Origin of the sequence: Streptomyces sp. WMMB 714 (assembly GCF_900090125.1) — a bacterium.
Taxonomy (GTDB): domain Bacteria; phylum Actinomycetota; class Actinomycetes; order Streptomycetales; family Streptomycetaceae; genus Streptomyces; species Streptomyces daqingensis.
This window is the reverse complement of the sequence record NZ_FMHJ01000007.1, coordinates 63208-82066: the sequence shown is the minus strand read 5'-3', so window position 1 is coordinate 82066 and position 18859 is coordinate 63208. Positions and strand designations below refer to the sequence as shown.

At 71.7% G+C, this 18859-nt stretch carries 19 protein-coding genes and 1 pseudogene; 12 read left to right on the top strand and 8 right to left on the bottom strand.

All coding sequences use genetic code 11. The features are described from left to right. Positions 1-2: 2 nt before the first annotated feature. Positions 3-1400 (top strand): L-serine ammonia-lyase, encoded by a 1398-nt coding sequence (locus H181DRAFT_RS14560; RefSeq protein WP_045864878.1) that lies wholly within the window; start codon positions 3-5, stop codon positions 1398-1400. A gap of 231 nt (positions 1401-1631) precedes the next feature. On the opposite strand, the gene H181DRAFT_RS14555 is transcribed toward H181DRAFT_RS14560, so the two are convergent. Further along, positions 1632-2102, bottom strand: coding sequence for a DIP1984 family protein (locus H181DRAFT_RS14555; protein WP_045865104.1), 471 nt, complete (start codon positions 2100-2102; stop codon positions 1632-1634). Between the two features lie 306 nt (positions 2103-2408). Here H181DRAFT_RS14555 and H181DRAFT_RS14550 point away from each other — a divergent pair, with 306 nt between their 5' ends. Beyond that, positions 2409-2876: a hypothetical protein gene (locus H181DRAFT_RS14550; RefSeq protein WP_045864877.1), complete on the top strand. Its 468-nt coding sequence runs from the start codon at positions 2409-2411 to the stop codon at positions 2874-2876. A 74-nt stretch (positions 2877-2950) separates the two neighbouring features. Here the strand turns inward: H181DRAFT_RS14550 and H181DRAFT_RS14545 are convergent, their stop codons facing one another. Further along, positions 2951-3559, bottom strand: a complete 609-nt coding sequence (locus H181DRAFT_RS14545; protein WP_045864876.1) for a response regulator transcription factor — start codon at positions 3557-3559, stop codon at positions 2951-2953. A gap of 915 nt (positions 3560-4474) precedes the next feature. Here H181DRAFT_RS14545 and H181DRAFT_RS29450 point away from each other — a divergent pair. From H181DRAFT_RS29450 to H181DRAFT_RS14515, 7 genes and pseudogenes are all read left to right on the top strand, one after another. Then, a complete protein-coding gene (locus tag H181DRAFT_RS29450; RefSeq protein ID WP_158715439.1) occupies positions 4475-4627 on the top strand; it encodes a hypothetical protein in 153 nt (50 codons plus the stop codon). A gap of 315 nt (positions 4628-4942) precedes the next feature. Then, positions 4943-6865: an alpha/beta fold hydrolase gene (locus H181DRAFT_RS14540; RefSeq protein ID WP_045865103.1), complete on the top strand. Its 1923-nt coding sequence runs from the start codon at positions 4943-4945 to the stop codon at positions 6863-6865. After that, positions 6862-7440 (top strand): hypothetical protein, encoded by a 579-nt coding sequence (locus H181DRAFT_RS14535; RefSeq protein WP_045864875.1) that lies wholly within the window; start codon positions 6862-6864, stop codon positions 7438-7440. The genes H181DRAFT_RS14540 and H181DRAFT_RS14535 overlap by 4 nt, the downstream gene beginning before the upstream one ends. A gap of 387 nt (positions 7441-7827) precedes the next feature. Then, a complete protein-coding gene (locus tag H181DRAFT_RS14530) occupies positions 7828-8934 on the top strand; it encodes a PP2C family protein-serine/threonine phosphatase (RefSeq protein ID WP_045864874.1) in 1107 nt (368 codons plus the stop codon). Between the two features lie 146 nt (positions 8935-9080). After that, a pseudogene (locus H181DRAFT_RS14525) lies at positions 9081-9388 on the top strand (hypothetical protein); the annotation flags it as partial. A 307-nt stretch (positions 9389-9695) separates the two neighbouring features. Then, complete coding sequence (locus H181DRAFT_RS14520) at positions 9696-10409, top strand: class I SAM-dependent methyltransferase (RefSeq protein WP_254666843.1); 714 nt, start codon at positions 9696-9698, stop codon at positions 10407-10409. Positions 10410-10869: 460 nt separating this feature from the next. Beyond that, positions 10870-12162, top strand: coding sequence for an ABC transporter substrate-binding protein (locus H181DRAFT_RS14515; RefSeq protein WP_254666857.1), 1293 nt, complete (start codon positions 10870-10872; stop codon positions 12160-12162). A 37-nt stretch (positions 12163-12199) separates the two neighbouring features. Here H181DRAFT_RS14515 and manD read toward each other — a convergent pair whose 3' ends face one another. Both manD and H181DRAFT_RS29940 read right to left on the bottom strand, forming a co-directional pair. Beyond that, on the bottom strand, positions 12200-13441 hold the full coding sequence (gene manD, locus H181DRAFT_RS14510) for a D-mannonate dehydratase ManD (RefSeq protein WP_045864872.1): 1242 nt from the start codon (positions 13439-13441) through the stop codon (positions 12200-12202). A 58-nt stretch (positions 13442-13499) separates the two neighbouring features. After that, on the bottom strand, positions 13500-13754 hold the full coding sequence (locus H181DRAFT_RS29940; RefSeq protein ID WP_045864871.1) for a hypothetical protein: 255 nt from the start codon (positions 13752-13754) through the stop codon (positions 13500-13502). On the opposite strand from H181DRAFT_RS29940, the gene H181DRAFT_RS29935 reads away from it, so the two are divergent. Further along, positions 13699-14091 carry a substrate-binding domain-containing protein gene (locus tag H181DRAFT_RS29935; protein ID WP_074467863.1) on the top strand — a complete coding sequence of 131 codons (393 nt, stop codon included), beginning with the start codon at positions 13699-13701 and terminating at the stop codon, positions 14089-14091. The genes H181DRAFT_RS29940 and H181DRAFT_RS29935 overlap by 56 nt on opposite strands. On the opposite strand, the gene H181DRAFT_RS14495 is transcribed toward H181DRAFT_RS29935, so the two are convergent. From H181DRAFT_RS14495 to H181DRAFT_RS14485, 3 genes are all read right to left on the bottom strand, one after another. Further along, on the bottom strand, positions 14039-14575 hold the full coding sequence (locus tag H181DRAFT_RS14495; protein ID WP_052708588.1) for a hypothetical protein: 537 nt from the start codon (positions 14573-14575) through the stop codon (positions 14039-14041). The genes H181DRAFT_RS29935 and H181DRAFT_RS14495 overlap by 53 nt on opposite strands. Positions 14576-14706: 131 nt before the next feature. Next, positions 14707-15201: an ATP-binding protein gene (locus H181DRAFT_RS14490; RefSeq protein WP_045865100.1), complete on the bottom strand. Its 495-nt coding sequence runs from the start codon at positions 15199-15201 to the stop codon at positions 14707-14709. A gap of 379 nt (positions 15202-15580) precedes the next feature. Continuing rightward, on the bottom strand, positions 15581-16348 hold the full coding sequence (locus tag H181DRAFT_RS14485; RefSeq protein ID WP_045864870.1) for an enoyl-CoA hydratase/isomerase family protein: 768 nt from the start codon (positions 16346-16348) through the stop codon (positions 15581-15583). Between the two features lie 173 nt (positions 16349-16521). Between H181DRAFT_RS14485 and H181DRAFT_RS14480 the strand changes: the two genes are divergently transcribed. Both H181DRAFT_RS14480 and H181DRAFT_RS14475 read left to right on the top strand, forming a co-directional pair. Then, positions 16522-16815, top strand: a complete 294-nt coding sequence (locus H181DRAFT_RS14480) for an ArsR/SmtB family transcription factor (protein ID WP_045865099.1) — start codon at positions 16522-16524, stop codon at positions 16813-16815. Next, entirely contained in the window at positions 16812-17198 is a 387-nt protein-coding gene (locus H181DRAFT_RS14475) for a VOC family protein (RefSeq protein ID WP_045864869.1), read from the top strand. Before H181DRAFT_RS14480 ends, H181DRAFT_RS14475 begins: the two co-directional genes overlap by 4 nt. A 115-nt stretch (positions 17199-17313) precedes the next feature. On the opposite strand, the gene H181DRAFT_RS14470 is transcribed toward H181DRAFT_RS14475, so the two are convergent. Beyond that, entirely contained in the window at positions 17314-18603 is a 1290-nt protein-coding gene (locus tag H181DRAFT_RS14470; RefSeq protein WP_078895742.1) for a L,D-transpeptidase, read from the bottom strand. Positions 18604-18859 lie beyond the last annotated feature (256 nt).

Genomic DNA, 18859 nt, shown 5'->3' with positions numbered 1-18859 from the left:
CCATGGCGATCTCCGTCTTCGACCTCTTCTCCATCGGCATCGGCCCGTCCAGCTCCCACACGGTCGGACCGATGCGCGCAGCCCGCATGTTCGCCCGGCGACTGAAGAACGAGGGCGTCCTGGCGCACACCGCGTCGGTGCGGGCGGAGCTGTTCGGTTCGCTCGGTGCGACGGGGCACGGGCACGGCACCGCCAAGGCCGTGCTGCTGGGGCTGGAGGGCGAGACCCCGCGCGACGTCGACGTGGAGACAGCCGACGAGCGGGTCGAGGCCGTGCGCTCCTCGAAGCGGCTGCGGCTGCTGGCGGCGGACATAGGGGACGCCCACGAGATCGCGTTCGACGAGCAGTCCCAGCTCCTCCTGCACAGGCGCAAGTCGCTCCCGTACCACGCCAACGGGATGAAGCTCTTCGCCCACGACGCGTCCGGCGGCCTGCTGCTGGAGAAGACCTACTACTCGGTGGGCGGCGGCTTCGTCGTCGACGAGTCCGTCCTCGACGAGGGGGACGGCGCCGCCAGCCCCATCAAGCTCGACGACACCGGGCTGCGCCATCCGTTCCGCACGGGCGACGAACTGCTCCGCCTGACCCGTGAGACGGGCCTGTCCATCTCCGGGCTGATGCTGGAGAACGAGAAGGCGTGGCGCACGGAGGAGCAGATCCGGGCCGACCTCCTGGAGATCTGGCGCGTCATGCAGGAGTGCGTGCGGCGCGGCCTCAGTCGCGAGGGCATCCTGCCCGGCGGGCTCAAGGTGCGCCGCAGGGCCGCGACGGCCGCCCGCCAGCTGCGCGCCGAGGGCAGCCGCGAAGTGCACGCGATGGAGTGGCTGACGCTCTACGCGATGGCGGTGAACGAGGAGAACGCGGCAGGCGGACGGGTCGTCACCGCGCCGACGAACGGCGCCGCCGGGATCATCCCGGCGGTGCTGCACTACTACACCGAGTTCGTGCCCGGCGCCGACGAGGACGGCATCGTGCGGTTCCTGCTGGCCGCCGGCGCGATCGGACTGCTGTTCAAGGAGAACGCGTCGATCTCGGGCGCCGAGGTCGGCTGCCAGGGCGAGGTCGGCTCGGCCTGCTCGATGGCCGCGGGCGGCCTCGCCGAGGTGCTGGGCGGCGGTCCCGAGAAGGTGGAGAACGCAGCGGAAATCGGCATGGAGCACAACCTCGGGCTGACCTGCGACCCCATCGGCGGCCTCGTCCAGATCCCCTGCATCGAGCGGAACGGCATGGCGGCGGTGAAGGCCGTCACCGCCGCCCGGATGTCGCTGCGCGGGGACGGCCGCCACCATGTCTCCCTCGACAAGGCCATCAAGACCATGAAGGCCACCGGCGCCGACATGAAGGTCAAGTACAAGGAGACGGCGCGGGGCGGGCTGGCCGTGAACGTCATCGAGTGCTGAGGAGTTTCCGCGCGGAGAGCCCCGTACCCGCCCTCACCGTCCCGGATCTGCACGTGGTGATGCGTTGTGCGTCGTGCACGGTCACCTGTGCGCCTTGCTGAGCTGCCATATGACTGGGGGAATCGAACCCCCCGCGCTGCTCTCCACGCGCCAGGAGAGGCCGGATGAACCGCCGGCCGCGGTGTGTGCACGCCTCCGGTACGACTACCTGCTCCGCGTCGTTCCTCGCCCTCAGTCCAGGAGATCCGCCTCCCAGTTCGCCCGTTGGATGCGCATGTCGAGTTCGCGCAACTCCCTTGCCAGCACGTCGGCTTGAGCGCGCAGCTCCGCTACCGGGAGCGCGGACAACATGATCAGCTCGGATCGCAGCTGGCGGGCGATACCCCGCTGATCCCGCCCGACCGCGGCATCCGCGGCAGCTGTGATCACCGAGTGCCGCAGCCGGAGCACGTCCCTGCGCGCCAGGGCGTCGGTGATGGTGCCGTCCTCACCGATCAGCACGGTGGCGTTGGTCCTGTTGATCCGGCGGATCAGCGACTCGAGCGTGTCGAGGACGTCGTTCGCCTCCGCCAGCAGCCGGGCGGAGTCCTCCGGAGGGGTCTCGCCCTCCTGGTACCGCGCGCTGCTCACCGCGCGGGTACGCAACTGCTCCACCCGCCGCGTTGCGTCCGCGCGCTCGGCCAACGCCTCTGCGAGCTTCAACTGCCTCTGCCTTCCCCGTTGCTGGCTCATTCCGCACAAGTATGCGGGCGTACAACATCGTCACGCACCCGGGTTTCGGCCAGGTCGGCCGCAGATGTCCTCGACGAGCGGTGGACGGCCAGGGACGGTGAACGCCCGGAACGGTGAACGCCCCGCCCGGCCGCCGGGCGCGGGGAGCGCACGCACTGGCCCGGTCGGAGGTGTCTCCGGGTGCGGTGGCCCCCGCCGCGGTGCAGCCTGATACCGGGCGGAACGACGCCGGCCCCTCCCCTCCAGCCACCGGCGGCCGCCCGCAGGAGGGACGCCATGACCCAGTGGAACCGGCCGGACCAGCCCCCGCACCATCCGCACCGCCGCAAGAAGTCCGGCAAGGGGAAGATCCTGGGCTTCGGCTGCCTCGGCCTGATCGCCGTGATCGCCCTCGTCGTCGTCATCACCTTCGTGGCCATGGGAGGTGAGGAGAGCGGCGGGCCCGCCCCGGACGAGACGTCGGCGACGCCGACCGAGCGCAGCCCCGAGCCGACGGCCGAGGACACGGCGAAGAGCTACGGCGACGGGGACTACACCGTCGGCAGGGACATCCCGGCGGGCACGTACGAGAGCGCCGGCGCGAAGGACGACGTCGTCGAGGGCTGCCTCATCACCACCGAGCCGAAGGGCGACAAGATGCCGCAGGCCAAGACCGCCGACCGGAACGAGCGGATCATCATCACCCTGTCGGCCGGGGACGGCACGCTCACCGTGCAGGGTTGCGAGCCGCTGCGGCGCCGCTGACACCGCCGCCCGCGAGCCGCTGGCCGCCCCGCCCGTCCGGTCAGGGGCCCGACGGGACGGAGCGGCGGCGGAGCTCAGATCCAGCCGAAGCGGCGCGCGGCGTGCACGGCTTCGTGCCTGTTGGCGACCTCCAGCTTCCCCATGATGTCCGAGAGGTAGTTGCGTACGGTCCCCGGGCGCAGAGCGGCCCGCTGGGCGATCTCCCCGATCGGAGCCCCGTCCGCGGCCAGGGTGAGGATGTCCGCCTCGCGCCGCGTGAGCGGCGAGTCCCCCGAGGAGAGCGCGTCCGCGGCCATGTCCGGGTCGACGTACTGGGAGCCCCGGTGGACGTCCCTGATGATGTCCGCCAGCCGCTGCGCGGAGGTCGTCTTGGGGACGAAGCCCCTCGCTCCCGCCTTCAGCGCGGACTTGAGGTATCCGGGTGCCGCGTGTGACGTGAGCACCATGCAGCGGGGGGCGGGCACGGCACTCTGCAGGTCGCGGGTGACGGTGATGCCGTCCTTGCCGGGCATGTGCAGGTCCAGGACGCAGACGTCCGGACTGCGGGTGCCGGCGAGTTCCAGCGCCGTCGTGCCGTTGTCGGCCTCGGCCACCACTTCGATGTCGTTCTCGAGGGAGAGCAGGGCCGAGAGGGCCCCGAGGATCAGCTTCTCGTCATCGGCCAGTAGGACGCGTATTGCCACGGCTCAGTCCTTCCCGGAGTGGGAGCGGGTGCGTTGCGATGGGAGGGCTCGATACGTGGTCGGCGGCACGGCCGGCCGGCAGTGCGGTCGTCCGGTGTCGCCGCCACGCGGTCCAGCCCCGCGGTCGTACCGTCCCCTGGCCGGTGGGGGCGGAACGCACAGCCCGGCCGACGCCGGGCTCCCCGCGGGCGCGTCCATCCCCGGAACGCGCCGCGAAGTTGCGGGGGAGAGAGTGCGGGTGAGCGGCGCTACGGCGTTCCCGCAGCGAGGAGCGCCTGCCCGTGCATCTCGCCGCCGTGTGCCCGTGGGAGGACGCCGCCAGCGGGAGGCCCGGCAGCGCCTCGGACGCCCGGGGGACCACCTGACGCCCTTCGCGTGGCGCCGCGGCGCTCCGGGGCGCGGGCTTGTGACGCGTGCTCAGTCTCGGTGGTTCTCACGCGTCAATTCTCGTCAGCCGCCCGGATCTGGAGCGTGAGGAGGTTCATCAAACACCTTGCCGAATGTCACAACCGCCCCATGACAGATGCCAGTTAAGCGGAGAAAGCTCCTCCGCATATGGACACGGGAGGCACGCCCGATGGTGTGGCGTCGGTCACATTCCGCTCCGCGAAGCGCTCCGGCCCCGTCTCCACAACCTCAAATCCCATGCTCAAGGCATGAGTTGACTCATGGCACGCCCTGACACCTGTCATGCGCGGCCCGTGACCGACGTCAGACAAGCGGAACAGGCCTGTCCGTTCGTGCTGTGATCCGCGTCATACGCACCCCGGTTCGGTGCTGCTTTCATCCCCTCCGTGACCGGCGTCACTCGTTACCGGTGGTAGAGGTAGCCGGGGCCGGGATCCCTCTCGTTCACGTGACATCACGGGGGCCGGGGTGAAGAAGGAAGTCTCTCTCACACAAGGAGCGATCACTATGCGCGAGATCATCGTGAAGGCCGAGCCGAAGCTGTCGGAGTCGGACAAGGGCCAGGTCGTCGTGCCCCAGGGCCCCGTCCTGGCGACCCCGGTCGCCGCCGCCACCGTCGCCTTCGCGACCGGCGTCGCCGTCACCAAGGCCGTCGGCTGAACTGACGCCGCGTGGCCCGAGCTTCCCACGGGCCCGGCAGCAGCCTGACGTTCGGGAGGGGCCTGTGTGCAGTCGAAGTGCACACAGGCCCTTTCCGTAGAGGATACGCCGCACTTCACGGCGGGTGCGCCCCGGAGACGCACCGCCGACGGGTCGACTCCGCGCCCGCGGCGCTGCGTTCGGCGCCCGCACACACACGTCCCGCCCGAGCCGCCTTCCGTGACGGCGGTCGACGGGATGCCGCGTCCGCCGTACTCGGCCACGGCCGGCTCCGTCACGTCACCGAGCTTCCGACACCACGAGGGGGATACGAACATGCGAAGGAACACAGGGCCTCTGCGCCGGCTCGCCCGCACCGTGCTGAAGCCCCCGAGCCTGTCACGCGACCGCGCCATCGGCATCTCCGAACGCCTGGGCGCGCTCACCACGCTGAACTCCTCCCTCGAATACCTGACGCAGAGGAAGCAGACCGACGCGGGCGGCATGAACGACTGGGAGATCCTCCGCGACGCCCAGCGCGGACGCAGTCCCCTCCTGCGCAAGGTTCTCGACGGCGTCTCCGACCGCCGTGTCACCACCGCCGTCCACGCGAGCAGGGCAGCGGTGGCCGCGGCCCTCCTGATGCCCGGGAACCAGAGGTGGCGCGGCGCCGCGAACCTCTACCTCTCGGCGACGGGGATGCTCTCCTACCCCCGCCACCTGTACGGGACCGACGGAACCGACCAGGTCTCCCTCACGGTGCAGGGCGCCACCGGCGCCGCCCGGCTCGTCAGGTCGGAAGAGGCCAAGGACGCCCTGATCTGGTACGTCGCGGTGCAGTCCAACCTCTCCTACGCCGTCTCGGGCTGGGTGAAGCTCTTCGGCAAGTCGTGGCGCGACGGCTCCGCCCTGCCCGGCGTGATGCGGACGCGCACGTACGGCCACCGCGGCATGTGGTCCTGGACCCAGAAGCACCCGACGGCGGCGAAGTACCTGACCCACTCCGTGCTCGCCCTCGAATGCGGCTTCCCCGTGCTGTACGCCTTCGGGGGACGCCTCGCCCGCCCCGTGCTCGGGTCGGCCGTGCTCTTCCACGGGGCGAACGCCTACCTGATGGGGCTCGGGCGGTTCCTCACCGCCTTCCCCTCCATGCACCCCCTCGTCGCCTACACGGCCGTGCCCAGGACGCACCCCTCCGGCGCGAAGCGGGACGACCGCATGCTGCCCGTCGTCGCCGCCGCTCTGGCCGCGGCGGCCGGCAAGGCCGTGGTCACGGCGGTGCAGCGGCGGTCCCGCGTCCTCGAGGGTCCGCCGGACTGCCGTACGCACACGGCGAGTTCGGGCAACCGGCTGCAGTACCGCGTACACGCACAGGGCGACGCGGGCAAGCCGGTCGTGGTCTTCGAGACCGGCCTGGCAGCCACACCCGAGCACTTCTCCTGGATGACCGGCCACCTCGGATCGGGCACCGGGCTGGGGCTCGTCTCCTACGCCCGCGCCGGCTACGCGGGCTCCGTCCGCGAGGCCGCGGGCGCCTACCGCATCCAGGAATCGGTGGAGGACCTGGTCGACCTGGTCGGTGCCACGGTCGGCGCGGGGCGCAAGGTGATCCTGGCCGGGCACTCGCTCGGCGGCGAGATCGCGCGGCGCGCCGCGCCGCTGCTGGGAGACCGGCTGGAGGGCGTGGTGTACCTCGACTCCTCCCACCCCGACGAGCTCAACCGCTCCCCGCAGCAGTCCGAGAGCTCGCCGCGGCTCAGGGAGCTCTTCACGCAGATGACGTGGTACCTCCGCTCGGGCAGCGGCGCGCTGCTCAGCCGTCCCGATTGGGTCGACGATCTGCCCGTGCACACCAGGGAGCGCGCCTTCGCCCAGTACTGCGACAGCAGGCTGTGGTCGGCGGCGGCGCGTGAATGGAACGCGGTGGAGGCGGAGTTCAGCGAGTTCAGCGGCGGCCTTCCGCCGGCACCGGGCCGGGGCCTGGTCGTCTCCGCCCAGGCGACGGTCGACCGGGATGCCGAACAGCTGCTCATGCACGACGAGTTGGCCAAGTCCCATCAGGGCGGGGCGTCTTCGGTCGTCATCGAGGGCGCCACGCATGACGGGCTGCTGTCCTCGGCGGAGTACGCGATCCGCGCCGCGAGCGCCATCGCCGCGTTCGCCGCCGGGAGCGGCACGTCCGCCGGATCCGCCGGATCCGCCAGCGAGCAGGAACAGGACGGGCAGGAACAGGACGAGCAGGAAAGGGCCTCGAAATGAGCCTCGCCGCCACGCTGCGGGACGCGGTGCGTGGCCCGGGCGCGGGATGGCGCCTCGCCGGCGCCGCCCTGATCGCCACCACGGTCGCCGCTCAGCACCCGCATCAGCTCTTCAACCGCATCCGGACGAGGGACCCGCTGAGCGTCGTCCCCAATTGGCGGTTCTTCGCCCCGCATCCGGCGATACACGACTCCCACCTGCTCTACCGGACCCTCTCGGCCGACGACGAGACGTCGGACTGGACGCAGCTGTCGCTGACGCCCGACCGCACGGTGCAGCACGCGATCTGGTTCCCCGACCGCAGGCTCGGCAAGGCGATCTTCGACGTGGGCGACGAGATCCTCCGCAACCTGCCGGAGGGCTTTCCGGTCGTGACGAAGCTTCCCTCGTACCGCACGCTCGTGAACTACCTGCGCCGCGAGATCCGCGAGTCCGCGGAGGGTACGCGGGCGAAGGGTTTCCAGTTCGCCTTCGCCCGCTCCACCGGCTACGACATGAGCGAGGAGCCGGAGATGATGTTCATCTCCCCCTATACCCCGATGGACCCGGTCCCCAGCCACGTACGGGCGGGTTGACCGGCGCTCCTCGGGAAGAGGGGCGCGCGTGCCCGGGGCCCCGCCCCCCGTCGGGGAGACCCGGGACGCGCGCCCCGCCTGCGCAGGACGCAAACGCTCGCGCACGCCGGAGGCGCGGCGGACGTCGGAGGCGCGGCGGACGTCGTACGGGCCGCGGACGTCGTACGGGCCGCGGACGTCGGACACGGAGCGCGGTCCGGCCGGCCGGCAGGGACGGAGAACAGCGAGCTGTCCCCGTAGGTGGCGGTCACCTGCCGCAGGCGGGAGGACCCGACGCCCGGCGCCGCAGGCGGGCGTCCGCGGGCCAGGCTCCCGCCGCGCGGGCCCCGTCCGGGCTCGCCCCGTCCTCCCGGTGCGCGGCCCTCACCGGCGGTGTACAGAAGAGGTATGGCGCTACGGTTCGTTGATCTTCGGCGGTCCCCGCGGGCGGCGGTGCTCCTCCCGGTCGCGCTGCTGATCACGATCGTGGTGGTCGACGTCCTCGCGCCTCCCCACATCCATCTGGGCCCCCTGCTGGTCGCAGCGCCCGCGATCACGCCGGCCTTCGGCGGCGCCCGCCTCACCGCCTTCGTCGCCGTGCTCGCGGTGGCGGCACAGGCGGTCATCGCGGTGCTCCGCGACGATCGCCAGCTCTTCTCGGCCAACCACCAGGCGCAGATCGTCGCGCTGGTCGTGGTGGGCGCCAGCCTCGTGCTGTTCTGCCTGCTGCGCGAGCGGCGGAACCGGGAGCTGCGGCAGGTCCGCCACGTCTCCGAGACGGCCCAGCGCCTCATCCTCAGACCGCTGCCCAAGAGGATCGGCCCCCTCAGGGTCGCCTCCCTGTACCTCGGCGCGGAGGCCGAGGCCCGTATCGGCGGCGACGTGTACGCCGTCGAGCGCACCGACTCCAGTACCCGCCTGCTCATCGGCGACGCCCGCGGCAAGGGCATGCCCCTCGCCGGTGAGGCCGCGCTGCTGCTCGACGCGTTCCACCTCGCCGGGCACCGCCAGGCGCCCCTCGACGCGCTGGCGGCGCATCTGAACAGCAGCGTCACGTGGAGCCTCGCCGACGGCGCCGAGAGCGACGAGCCCGGCGAAAGCTTCATCACGGCCGCGATCGTCGAAATCCCTGACGAGGACGACACGGTCCGCATGGTCGACTGCGGTCACCCTCCGCCCATCCTCGTGCGCGACGGCCGCGTGTCCACCGTCGAGGCCCCCCGCCCCGCGCCTCCCATGGGCCTCGGCGAACTGTCCGCCGCGCACTTCCACGTGGAGGAGTTCACCCTCGGCGCCGGAGACAGGCTGCTGCTGTACACGGACGGCGTCACGGAGGCCCGCGACCCGGAGGGGGTCTTCTATCCGCTGGCCGCACGCATGGAGAGCTGGACGGACTGCCACGTGGAGGCGCTGCTGCACCACCTGAAGCGCGACCTGCTCGCCCACACCGGCGGGCGGCTCGGGGACGACGCCGCCCTGGTCGCCGTGGAGCGGCAGCGGACCTCCGCGCAGTGACCGCGCTCGCTGAGCCGGGGGCGCGCGAGGGCGGGCCGTACGGGCGCTGACCGGCGCCTCGCCCCCTGGCGGCCGTGCGGGCCGGGCCCGCCGATGTCCGCTGTACGCCGTACCACCGCCCCGGAAGACTCCCGGGCATGGAGTTCTTGCTGCTGCGCCGGTGGCGCAAGCTGCTGGGTCGCACGATGGGGGCTTCCCCGGCGGGCGGAGCGGCGGGAACCGCTGTCCGGTGCTCGGCCTCGGCGCGGGCGAGGCCGCCGGCACCGCCGTTCCGCCCGGCCGGGACGAGCTGATCGCGTACGGGCCGCTGCTGTCCGACGACGGAGGCACCTGGGTGGGCACCGCCGCACTGGTCGGGGCGCCGGATCCGGCGGCGGCGCCCGCCGTCCTCACTGCGGACGCCTACGCGGAGGCCGGCGTGCACAGCTGGCAGTTCGGGGGGCGGCCCTCCTGACCGGGGCGAACCGGGGCGTCCCACCGGCGGCAGCGGGCCATGAGCGGGAGAAGCGGAACGCGGCCGCGCGCCGGGACGGGAGTGGCCGGTGGGACCGGAGGAGCTGCTGTGTGGGTCTCGTCTCCGTACCGCGACCCGTCTTCGTGGCCCCTGGGGCCGTAGGTACGGTGGGGCCGCAAGCGCACTGGGCCGCTCGGCGCCGTCGTACCGCCACCGCTTCGAGCTGCGCGCGAGCCGGCCGCGTCTCCAGGGATCCGTGCGCGCAGCGAGACTTTCGGAACGCACCGACGACCGATCCCGAGAGGCCATGAGTTTGACGAGCGAGACCGGCACCATGCTCCGCGAGTTCCTGCGGTCGCCCATCGACACCGGCGCAGTGGCCCCCAGCTCCCGCAGACTCGCCGAAGCCGTGACGGCCCCCGTTCCGGAACGCGGGGACCCCGTGGTGGTGGAACTCGGTCCCGGCACGGGCGCGTTCACCGGCACCATCCAGGAGCAGCTGCGCGGACGCGGACGCCATCTCGCGATAGAGATCAACCCGCAGCTGGCGGGCAGGCTCAGCGACCGCTTCCCGGGTGTCGAGGTGCTCAACGCCCAGGCCGCACAGCTGCCGCAGCTGCTCGCCGAGCAGGGCCACGAAAGGGCCGATGTCGTCGTCAGCGGACTGCCCTGGGCCTCGTTCCCCCGCACAGTGCAGTCGGAGACCCTCTCGGCCATCAGCCGGGTGCTGGCGCCCGAGGGCGCCTTCACCACGTTCGGGTACCTGCACGCGAGGCGCCTCGCGCCGGCGCTCCGCTTCCGGCGCATGCTCCACGAGGCGTTCGAGGAAGTCGTCGCGGGCCGCACCGTGTGGGGCAATCTGCCGCCCGCGCTCGTCTACCACGGAAGGCGTGCGCGCAAGGCGGCTCCCCTCCTCGGCGCCGCCTCCGGCGGCCGCTCCCCGGTGGGTCTCGCACCGCTCCCCCGCCGGCCGGCGGTGCCCGGGCGTTCGGTCGGTCCCCGGACACCGTCGGCCGGCTGAGCGCCCGGACGGCACCGGTGCGGCTGTCAGCACACGTCACCGCGCGCTACGGGTGCCCCCTCCCCGGGGCGCCCTCCACGTCCGGTCGCAGAACGGCACGACCGTCCCTTCCCGGTCGGCCGCGGCTCCCGCGCCGCGGACCGCGCACCGGACCGCACGCGGGCGTCCCCGGCGGCGGTGGCGGTCGGCCGTGGCGCGCCCTCCGGGGGTCCTCCGCAGCCCGGAGGGGGAACGATGCCCTCCGGAGCAGGCGGAAGCAGGCGCGATCGCCGTCGCTCCGGGCCGGATCACACCCCGTTCGGGCATGTAGAACTCTCCGGGCGGCACGGCTCCCCACCGGGGCAGCCGTCGGACGCCCTCGCGGGACCGCGGAACGATCACGACGAGGAGAGCAGTGGGAATGTCCTTACTCGCAGGAAGAGCGGCACGCGGCGCGGCGGCGGCCGTCGCACTCGCGGCCATGCTCACGGCGTGCGGCCTGGACGAAGGCCCCCCGGACGAGCGTGTCGTCCGGGTGCTGATGGTCGACAACCCGCAGATGCAGGAGCTGGAGAAGCTCACGGCCCGCTACTTCACGAAGAGGACCGGCATCGAGGTCGACTTCACGCCCCTGCCCGAGAACGAGGTCCGCAAGCACATTCACGACGACTTCTCCGCGCAGTCCGGCCGCTACGACGTCGCCACCGTCAGCAACTTCGAAACGGAGACCTACGCCGACCGAGGCTGGCTGAAACCGCTCGACCCGTACATAGCCGAGGACCGCGCGTTCGACCAGTCCGACATCCTGCTGCCGCTGCAGCTCTCCCTCAGCGGCGGGGACGGCAAGGTCTACGCGGAGCCGTTCTACGGCGAGTCGTCCTTCCTGATGTACCGCAAGGACGTCTTCGAGCAGCTCGGCCTGGAGATGCCCGCCCGGCCCACCTGGAAGGACGTCGCCGAGCTGGCGGAGAAGGCCGACCGGCCGGAGAAGGGCATGACCGGGATCTGCCTGCGCGGGCTCCCCGGCTGGGGCGAGATGACCGCCCCGTTCACCACTGTCGTGAACACTTTCGGCGGGACCTGGTTCGACAAGCGCTGGAACGCGCGTCTGACGTCCCCCGCGTTCAGGAGGGCCGCGGAGTTCTACGTCGGTCTCGTACGCGAGTCCGGCGAGCCGGACCCGTCCCGCACCGGGTACGCCGACTGCCTGCGCAACATGAAGCGCGGCAAGTCCGCCATGTGGTACGACGCGACCGCCGGGGCCGGTTCCCTCGAGGCCGGCACCTCGCCCGTCAAGGGCAAGATGGGGTACGTGCCCGCTCCGGTCGAGAAGACCCGCTCCTCCGGGTGGCTCTACACCTGGGCATGGGGCATCCAGAAGTCCTCGGAGAAGCCCGGCGACGCGTGGAAGTTCATCTCCTGGGCCTCCGGCAAGGAGTACGAGGCACTCGTCGGCCGCGAGTTCGGCTGGGCCAACGTGCCGGCGGGCAAGCGGAGTTCGACGTACGACCGGCCCCAGTACAGGAAGGCCGCAGACGCCTTCGCCGAGGTCACCGAGGAGGCCATCGGCGACGCGGACCCGCGGAGTCCGGGCGTGCAGGAACGTCCCGCCCCGGGCATCCAGTTCGTCGGCGTCCCCGAGTTCACGGCCCTCGGCGACAAGGTCTCCGAGGAGCTGAGCGCGGCGATCGCGGGCGACCAGACCGTCGATGACGCGCTCCGCAAGGGGCAGCGGGAAGCGGAGAAGGTCGGCGCGGGGTACAGGAAGCGCTGACCCTCCCCGCTCCACGCGGGGTGCCCGGCGCCGCCGGTCACCAGTCGTGCACGGTGCCGTCCGCGAGCCGGTTCACGGGCAGGTACGCGGGCTCGTACGGGAAGCGGCCCGCCGCGTCCAGGTCGAGTTCGACCCCCAGACCCGGGGTGTCCGACGGGTGCAGCAGGCCGTCCTCGAAGGTGTAGGAGGTGCGGAAGACCTCCAGGGAGTGCGGCGAGTGGCGCATGTACTCCTGGATGCCGAAGTTGTGCACGGCGAGGTCGAGATGGAGCTGCGCCGCCATGCCCACGGGGGAGATGTCCGTCGGGCCGTGCATGCCGGAACGGATGCCGTGGACGGCCGCCATGTCCAGCAGCTTCTTCATGGCGGTGACGCCCCCGGTGTGGGTGACCGCGGAGCGCACGTAGTCGATCAGCCGCTCGGCGAGCAGCGTCGTGTAGTCGTGCACCGAGTTGAAGACCTCGCCGATGGCCAGCGGCGTCGTGGTGTGCTGCCGGATCAGCCGCAGCGCCGCCTGGTCCTCGCCCGGAGTCGCGTCCTCCAGCCAGAACAGGTCGTACGGTTCGAGGGACTTGCCCAGCTTCGCCGCCTGGATCGGCGTCATCCGGTGGTGCCCGTCGTGCAGCAGCGGAAGCTCCGGCCCGAACTCCTCGCGTACCGCTTCGAACACGGACGGCACGTGGCGCAGGTACGCCCGGGTGTCCCAGGTCTCCTCCACCGGCAGCACCGGCCCCCCGGTCGCGCGGCGCGCGGGCTCGTAGTCGTAACGCTCGCCCGAACCGGCGGCGGAGGACGCCACTCCGTAGACCGAGTCGAGTCCGGGGATGCCCGTCTGCACGCGGATGGCGCGGTAGCCGTCCGCCAGGTGGGCCCGCACGGAGTCGAGGAGTTCGGGGACGTCGCGCCCCGACGCGTGACCGTAGGCGAGCGCGCCGCGGCGGCTCGCGCCGCCGAGCAACTGGTACAGCGGCATGCCGGCGGCCTTGGCCTTGATGTCCCACAGGGCCGTGTCGACGGCGGCGATCGCGGCCATGGTGACGGGGCCCCGCCGCCAGTACGCGCCGCGGTAGAGGTACTGCCAGGTGTCCTCGATGTTGCGGGCGTCCCGTCCGATCAGCAGCGGCGCCACGTGGTCGCGCAGGTAGGAGGCGACGGCGAGCTCACGGCCGTTGAGAGTGGCGTCGCCCAGACCGGTGACGCCGTCGGCGGTGACCAGACGCAGGGTGACGAAGTTGCGCCCCGGGCTGGTGACGACGGTCTCGGCGGACTCGATCTTCATGGTGGAGCTGCTCCTCTCCTCTTCGCGGCCGCGGCCGCCGGACCGCGGCCGCGCCCCTTCAGGCTGTCAGTTCGGCGACGACGACGCCGTAGGGGGGCAGCTCCAGCGTGCCCGGCGGGAGGCCGTCCAGGCCGGTCAGCGTGCCGGCCGTCACCCGCGGCTCCGCCGTCAGCGGCTCCTCGTGCAGACGCCCGTGCGCGTCCCGCGCGACGACCTCGGCGCCGTCCGGTTCGACGGGCAGGACGGGGGGGGAGGCCGTGGGGAACCTGACCGAACCGGCCGACCAGCGCCCCACGGCGATCGTCTTCGGCAACGGCACCGTGGCGGTGGCCGGCGTCAGCGCGGCCCGGCGGCTCGGGCCGGAGGTGCCGCGCGTGTCCGTGATCGGCTACGACGACCTGCCGCCCGGGGAGATCGTCCATCCGCGCCTGACGACGGTGGGCCGGGAAGCCGAGCAACGGGGCCGGTCCGGCGCCGCCGGGCTGCTCGCCCTGCTGGGCGGTGCGGGTCTCCGATGTGGCCGCACTGCGCCTGGTCGTGCGCGAGTCCACGGGGCCCGCTCCGCGGGGCTGGGCCGCCGGCGGCCGGGCCCCGGTGCTACTTCTTCGCCGTCAGCTTCGCCACTGCGCTGTCGTCGTCGATCGAGTTGAAGTCGATGATGAGCTTGTCGGTCTCGAGCCTGCCCTGCGTCCTGCCGAGCCTGCCGTTGCACTCACCGCCCGTACAGCTCGTCGAGGAGACGGACGAACCCCGGGTCTGCATGGCACCGGACCCGGTGGTGAACACCGTCCGCCAGGAGACCACTCCCTTGTTGATCAGCTCGACGGTGAACTCCTGGACGCCGTACGACGTCTTGGGCCGCAGCACGTCTCCCGCCCTGACCACGACCTCGCATTCCGCATCGCGGCAGGCGTCCGTGTCGCTGCCGTCGGCCGCGTCCGGCGAGGGGCCCGCCTTCCCGGACCCCGGCGAGTCGTCCTTGCCGCCCGAGGCGTTGCCCGCCCCGTCGGCGGACTTCCCGCCCTCACTGCCGCCGCCGGCCTCGCCGCCGCATCCCGTGAGGAGGGCGAGAGTCAGCAACGTCGTGCAAAGGAACGGCCGCTTCGACCTCGCGTACCGGTACCGCACGGTCATCTGTCCCCGTATCTCTGTCTGGCACAGCGCTGCCCCCCTCCACGCCGCGCGCCGATAACTCCCGTTCAGCGGCGCACAGTAGCACTGTCGGAGCGTGCTACCGGGTGGTCGCGCACAAAGGTGACACCACGTCAGGAACCGGTGATCCGCATCTCGAACCAGGTCGTCTTGCCGCGGGGCAGCAGGTCGACACCCCACCTGCCGCAAAGGGTGTCGACGAGGAACAGCCCCCGCCCGCTGGTGTCGAGGCCGTGTACGGGCAGGAGGCAGGGCAGGCCGCGGGAGGGATCGCGGACCTCGACGCGGATCCAGTCGCGCCGTCTCATCATGCGCAGCCCGAAGACGTGCGCCCCGGTGTGACGTACGGCGTTGCCGACGAGTTCCGACACCAGCAGGACGGCGTCGTCCACGAGCGCGCCGGGAAGGCCCCAGTGCGACTCGGTCACCGTACGGGCCATCTCGCGTGCGCAGCGCGCGGACTCGGGGCGGTTCGGCAGCCGCACCTCTGCGATCGTGGGGTCGCCGACGAGTTCGAGGACGCTGTTCGCCGAGTCGTCGCTCGCCGGTTCACCCGGGACTTCTGGCACTCGCTCGGTCACGCTCGCCACTTCTCCCTGTCCCGCCATGGCCACCATCATGGCGGGAGCTGGGGAGTCGTGGGGCTGTTACCTCAGATCCCGGCGGCGGAACCAACTGCTCGGCACCGGTCCCCACTTGGCGGCCCGCTACCCGTCCCGCGCCGCGAGGCCCCGGCGACCAGGGACGACGCACCGCAGGAGGGGAAACGCCGGACGGTGCGGGGTGCGCCTACGGCGCCGGGGGCGAGTTCTCGCCCATTCCCCCACAAGGTGGGGCGCGCGCGGGAGGAGCCGCGCGCACCGTGGCACCGGCGCGGGCGAGTCACCCGCGGGATGCCCTCCGCACGGCACCGGAGGCTCCGGCCGGCCCGGGCCGGGCCGGCCCGGCGGCTCCGCCGGACGGACACGGCCCCGAACCCCGGGACGGTCAGCGGAACTTGGCCTTCCCCGGGCCCTCCTCGACGAAGCTGCGCATGCCCGTCGCCCGGTCCTCTGTGGCGAAAAGGCCGGCGAACCAGTTCCGCTCGACGGCCAGCCCCGTGTCGATGTCGGTCTCCAGGCCCACGTCGACGGACTCCTTCGCGGCACGCAGCGCGATGGCCGGGCCCGCGGCCAGCCGCGCCGCCCACTCCTTCGCCCGGTCGTAGACCTCCTCGTCCGGTACGACCCGGTCGACGAGTCCCATCTGCAGTGCCTCGGGCACCTTCACCTGACGTCCCGTGAAGATCAGGTCCTTGGCCTTGGAGGGGCCCACCAGGCGGGAGAGCCGCTGGGTGCCGCCGGCACCGGGGATCAGGCCGAGGAGGATCTCCGGCTGGCCCAGCTTCGCCCCCTCGCCCGCGATGCGGATGTCCGCGCAGAGCGCCAGTTCGCAGCCGCCGCCGAGCGCGTAGCCGGTCACGGCGGCCACGACGGGCTTGGGGATGCGGGCGACCGCCGTGAAGGAGTCCTGCAGCCCCTTGGACCGCGACACCATGGCCGCGTGGTCCATGGCCTGCATCTCCTTGATGTCGGCCCCCGCCGCGAAGACCTTCTCCCCGCCGTAGATCACCACGGCCCGGACGTCCTCCCGTACGGACGCCTCTTCCGCGAGCTCACGGAGCCGGTCCTGGGTGGCGACGTCCAGGGCGTTCATCGGGGGACGGTCCAGGCGGATCGTGCCGACGCCTTCGGCGACTTCGAGATTCACAGTCATGGGGGAAGGTTAACGGCCGTTACCGGCGGGGCCTCCGGTGCCGTTCCTCACCGCGGGCCGGGAACGGCCCTGGGCCGGGAGCGGCCCCGGGCCGGGAGCGGCCGCAGAACCGCCGAAGACCGGTCCGGCAGACCGCTTGATAGGAAAGCCGTCACTTTCCTATGCTGGTGGCCGTGGCGGAAGACGTCTTCAAGGCCCTGGCCGACCCCACCCGTCGCCGCATCCTCGACGAACTGGTGGAACGGGACGGCCAGACCCTGTTCGAGATCTGCGCGCGGCTGGTGTCCAAGCACGGCATCGGGCTGTCCCGGCAGGCGATCGGCCAGCACGTGGCCGTGCTGGAGTCGGCGGGCCTGGTCCGTTCGCGGCGCCAGGGCCGCTACAAGTTCCACGACCTCGACACCGAACCCCTTGAGCACATCGCGGCACGGTGGCTCAGACCTGACGCACCGGAGGGCACACCATGAGAATCCACCTGTCGAGCGTCTTCGTCGACGACCAGGAAGAAGCCCTGCGCTTCTACACGGACGTGCTGGGCTTCGCGAAGAAGAACGACGTTCCGCTGGGCGCGCACCGCTGGCTGACGGTGGTCTCCCCCGAGGACCCCGACGGCACCGAGCTGCTGCTGGAACCCGACGCCCACCCCGCCGTGAAGCCGTACACGTCGGCGCTGGCGGAGGACGGCATCCCGGCCGCGTCCTTCGCCGTGGACGACGTGCGGGCGGAGTACGACCGGCTGCGCGAGGCCGGGGTGCGCTTCACGCAGGAGCCGCTGGAGATGGGCCCGGTCACCACGGCGGTCCTGGACGACACCTGCGGCAACCTGATCCAGCTGGTGCACAGCGCGTAGACGCACGCCGGCGACAGCAGAGGCGCCCGCGGTCTCCACGAGCCGTGGAGACCGCGGGCGCCTCGCCGGTCCTGGGCGTCGGTCCCGGGCAGCCTTGTGCCGCCGGCCCTGTCCGCTAGTCCTGCTCAGCCTTCCACTCGTCCCAGTCCATGTTCCAGCCGTTGAGTCCGTTGTCGGGCTGGATGGTCTTGTCCTTGGAGTTCTTGATCTCCACGACGTCTCCGACGATCGACTCGTTGAAGAACCAGGCGCCGGGCGTCCCCTTGTCGCCCCCGCCCTTCTTGTCGAACAGTCCGACGCAGCCGTGGCTGCCGTTCGTCGAGCCGAACGCGGACTGCGGCAGCCAGTAGTTGCCGTGGATGAAGGTGCCGGAGGTGGACAGGCGCATCGCGTGCGGCACGTCCTTGATGTCGTATCCGCCGTTGTCCTCGTTGCGTCCGAAGCCGACGGTGCGGCCGTCCATCCGCGTCACCTTGTGGCGCTCGCTGATCACCATGCGGCCGTTGTAGGTGGGGTGCTCCGGGCTGCCGGAGGTGATGTCCACCTTCTTGATCTCCTTGCCGTCCCGCGTGACGGTCATCTGCTTCTTCTTCGCGTCGACGACGCTGACCTGGCTGCGCCCGATCTCGAAGTTCACGGACTTGTCCTGCTCGCCGTAGACGCCCTCGAAGCCCTCGACGCCGTCCAGGTCGAGGTCGAGTTCGACCTTGGTGCCGGCCTTCCAGTACTCCTCCGGGCGGAAGTCGAGCCGGCTGTCGCCGAACCAGTGGCCCTCGACTTCGACCTTCGGGTCGGCGGTCACGGATATCGCCTTCTCGACAGCCGCACGATTCTTGATCGCGTGATTGAAGTTGATCGAGACGGGCATCCCCACACCCACCTTGTCGCCGTCCTCAGGCGTGAAGCGGCCCACGAAGGTGCTGTCGGGCTTGAGCGTGGTGAAGGCCGCGCGCTCCGTCTTCTTGCGCCCCTCGGAGTCCTCGGCCAGGGCCTCCACGGAGTACTTGGTGCCCGTGGCCAGATGCGTCTCCGGCTGCCAGGCGGTCCCCCGCTTCGCGATGCTGCCCTTTATCCGGTTGCCCTCGGAGTCCTCGACCCGGACCTTCACGAGCTTGCCCTTGGACGCCTGGACCTTGAGCGCACCGTCCGTGTCGACGCCGTCCGCCCCGTCCTTGGGGGATATGTCGAGGACCGCCTGCGAAGGCCTGTCCTTCTCCTTGCCCTTGCCCTCGTCGCCCGCGGCGCCGCCCGCACCCCCGCAGGTGGTGAGCGTCAGCAGCAGCACCACGGCGAGTACCACCAGTCCCACTGCCGACCCGCCTATGAGCTGGGCCCTGCTGTCCCCCCGTATCGCCTCAGGGTTCAGCTTCTCCTTGACGTCCTTGGCGACGGCCTTCAGATCCACAGCGGGCTACTCCCCTCGCACGGCAGCTCGCGCACTCAGCGCGCACCCCCCGACGCGATATATACAACTCTCCGGCGCTAGATAATCACACCGTGCTGGCGAGAGGGATCCCCGCGAGTGTCACTGTTCCGTCGCGATTTCCCGGGCCCCGGCGGACCTCACACGTGGTTTGCACGGGACCTCGGACATGACCTCGCACATGCCCTCCGGCACCAGATTCCGCCGTCACGCCCGACGCCCCGCCGCCCCCGCCGGC